This window comes from Streptomyces sp. NPDC058195 (genome assembly GCF_042883525.1).
Classification (GTDB): Bacteria; Actinomycetota; Actinomycetes; order Streptomycetales; family Streptomycetaceae; genus Streptomyces.
On the sequence record NZ_JBHVVM010000072.1, the window covers coordinates 1 to 3213 of the forward strand.

At 64.7% G+C, this 3213-nt stretch carries 3 protein-coding genes and 1 pseudogene; 3 read left to right on the plus strand and 1 reads right to left on the minus strand.

Annotated elements, in window-relative coordinates; genetic code table 11:
* Positions 1-86: 86 nt before the first annotated feature.
* Positions 87-284 (minus strand): annotated as a pseudogene (locus ACFVWY_RS35495) (transposase); the annotation flags it as partial.
* 76 nt (positions 285-360) lie between these two features.
* On the opposite strand from ACFVWY_RS35495, the gene ACFVWY_RS35500 reads away from it, so the two are divergent.
* From ACFVWY_RS35500 to ACFVWY_RS35510, 3 genes are all read left to right on the plus strand, one after another.
* Entirely contained in the window at positions 361-777 is a 417-nt protein-coding gene (locus ACFVWY_RS35500) for a hypothetical protein (RefSeq protein ID WP_389879034.1), read from the plus strand.
* Between the two features lie 194 nt (positions 778-971).
* A complete protein-coding gene (locus tag ACFVWY_RS35505) occupies positions 972-1766 on the plus strand; it encodes a S1 RNA-binding domain-containing protein (protein WP_389879036.1) in 795 nt (264 codons plus the stop codon).
* Between the two features lie 83 nt (positions 1767-1849).
* Complete coding sequence (locus tag ACFVWY_RS35510; protein ID WP_389879035.1) at positions 1850-2488, plus strand: hypothetical protein; 639 nt, start codon at positions 1850-1852, stop codon at positions 2486-2488.
* The last annotated feature ends 725 nt before the right edge of the window (positions 2489-3213 follow it).

Consider the following 3213-nt stretch of genomic DNA (forward strand, 5'->3'; position numbering starts at 1 on the left):
TTTCACCGCCAGGTAAGTCAGGTGACCCAAGAACCTTCTCCGAGTTCATCCCGGATAATCCGGGGATACAACAAAGCGCCTCACGGCGCACGGCGCTCATAGACGGTTCTCCACGGGCCGAACCGTTCGGGCAGGTCACGCCACTGAACTCCGGTTCGCACCCGGTACAGAATCCCGTCGATCACCTGCCGGTGATCCCGCCACCTGCCACAACGCCGGTTGCTGACCGGCAGGAACGGCCGCAGTCGTTCCCACTCGGCATCCGTCAGATCACCCCGCCCCATGTCCGAACTAACGCCCTGGCGGCGGAGCAGTCACTCGGTCAGGCTCCCGGGTGCCGAGACATGCCAGAATCAGCGGATGGTGCTTGAAGGAGAGTTCTTCCTTGCTGAAGACGACGAGTCAGCAGTGCGGGTAGGGCCGCGCAAGAGCCATGATTTTCCTGCCGTGCTGTGTGACGGCATCTATCCGGATGACGCAGTTCCGAGGTGGGAAGCTCTGTTGACGGGGGCGGAAAGTCCGCTCCGGTACGTGGTGCCCATGGCCAACGATGGTTTCACTGTCTTCGCTGTTCCGCAGGCGCTCTCGACGGCCTTGGCCAGTGCAAGAGCGGATCAGCTCAGAACTACCGCTCTCACGTGGGCCAAGACCGTCTCCGAGATGGGCGATGAGATTAGGCCGAGCAGTGCCGTCGACCTCCTTGAGCGTCTGTCAGCCCTCGCCATGAGTCGTGCGGAGAGAGGCCTGAGCCTGTATTGCTGGTACTTCGCGCCCTGACCTCATCCCGCTGACATTCCTGTAGTCGTGATCCCAGCCCTCGCTGGGACAGCACGAGCGGCTACTCGCCCCGGCACACCTGGAGTGATCGGCCGGACAGGTCCTAGTTGGAACCTGGTCACGAGAGTTGGAACCAGCGTGGTCGGGCGCCGACTAGGCTCACCTCCATGTCCGAGCCAGCCCCTGCCCCTCGCATGCAGTCCTTGATCAACCAGCTCCGGCTGGGGGCCATGCGAACGGTGAAGGTCACCGGGTTCGACGGAGCGGACGTCCTGGTGCAGCTCGTAGATGGTGAAGGGGAGGAAGTCGAGTTCGGTCGGATTCCTCGACATGAGGCGTCGATGCGTCGGATGGAGCATCCATCCGAGCTGTTTGAGGTTGGCCAGGAGATCAATGCCGAAGAGATCGGGCGTTGGCGCGAAGGCCAGCTTCACCTCTCCGCCAGGGCGTGCGAGATTCCGGCCTTGCGGTCCTTTCTCCTCGCGTTCGAACGAGGGCAGGTCGTCGCTGGGACGGTGTCCGAGGTTCATAACTTCGGGGTCTTCGTTCACGTCGATGGCGAACCGGACGGCCTGTGCACCGGCTTCATCCGGGTGCCGGACCTGACGTGGGACTGGATCAACCATCCATCAGAGGCAGTCGAAGCCGGCCAGCGGATCACCGCTGAGGTGATCATTGCCGAGACGCGCTCCGGACAGGTCACCCTCTCGTTGAAGGCTCTGCGAGAGGATCCACTCATTCGGTTTGCGGATCAGGTCGGCCGGGTCCTCACCGGGCCGATCATCAAGATCGTTCCCTTTGGTGTGTTCGTGCGGCTTGCTCCCGACATTGTGGGATTCCTCCACCTTTCAGAGCTGACTGGCGAGCCGGTCGAGACCCCAGATCAGCTTGTCGATGAAGGCGAGCTGATCACGGTGGAGGTCGCCGAGGTGGACCTTCAGCGTCACCGGGTGCGGCTGGGCGCCGCTGGCGGAGCGGACAGTACCTAGCGAATCGGCGTTCTGGTGCCCGATTCGATCTTCTCGATGAGGGCGTCGCGGTGCCGGCATAGGAGTCCGCGTAGCGCCGTGTAGTGGTTCAGGGCGTCGGGGCGGGAGAACTGGTACCAGGTGTTCGCACGGCGCTTTCGCCAGGCTTGGCGAGTGTCCGGGGGCTGTTCGGCTTCGACGTGCCGTGGTGCGAAGAGCGGCTCGCCGCAGGTGGCATAGGCACAGACGAACGCGGATGCTTCCTGGCGCACTCGGTCGTCCAGGTTGGGGCGGACGGGGCCCGGGACGGGCGGAAGCCTGGTGGTGATCTCGTTCCAGGTCTCGGACGGCCGAGACCAGCCTCGCGGCACTTCGCGTCGGCGTTGGTAGTCGGTGGGGTCTGTCCCGCGGTCGAGTTCCTCGGCCAGGCTGTGCAGAGCGGCATTGAAGGTGTCCTGCCCGTCTCTGAGCCATCGCAGGAGCGTGCTCGTGGCCGTGAACTGGCCTCCAGCAGGGTTGATGCCGAGGAAGCCTGCGGCGTCACCCTGTGCCCTGCCAGATGCCTGTTGGACAAGGAGGACCGCAGCGAGACGGCGTACGGACTTCGCTTCCGCGTCGATCTGGAGCGGTGCGAGATGCTCCTGATGCCAGCGTTCCTCCAGAAAGGCGGGAATGTGCTCGGAACGGTAGCCGCCGGTGCGGTTAGGGATCCGGGTTCCGTGTGGTCCGGTGCGCCGGTATGAACGGACAGCGGGGCGGCGGCTTGCCGCACGACTGCCGAGCAGGTGGAGCTGTGGTGCTCGAAGACATAGGTCCGGGGAATCCGGCTGGGCGGGCCGTTCCTGACTGCCTGTGTGTGCTGGTTCAGCTGGTCAAGAAGATCGGGGGCTTCGCGGAGGCCCGGCGGCTGCAGTCAGGACTCCGGCCGTTGCGGTCGAGTCCCGTGGAGGCTGGTCATGGGCCTGGCGTAGGCCTGCGCCAAGGGAGCGGATGTGTGCGGCGGCCGCGTCGTGTGCGCCGGGCGGGATCAGCTCCTGCCCGAGCGGCTAGGACGCGCAGGTCGCTGAAGTAGGAGTCCTCAGTCCTCGTCGGTGGCGGACGGGCATGGCCCGATGCCTCCGGGTCGGCAAGGGGTCTTGCAGCCAGGCCCGGCGCCTGGATCGCCGGTCCGGTGTGGCACCCACTTGCATTAGCCAGCGTATGCAATTATTGTTCTAGCCCATAAGGTGCTTTCGAAGTTATTTGCAAGCGCTGCTCACCCGGCTTCCGCTGACCGGACGACCCCGCCCGTCAAAGCCACACAGAGACATCCATCCACCGATGTCTGCCCCCCCACGCCGGGGATCCCTCAGGCCCCGGCACGACTGACCGAAAAGGCATCATCATGACCCTCAAGAACATCCTTCCCGGCCGTCTCGGCTTCGGCACCGCCCCGCTCGGCAACATGTTCCGCGCGATCCCCGACGAG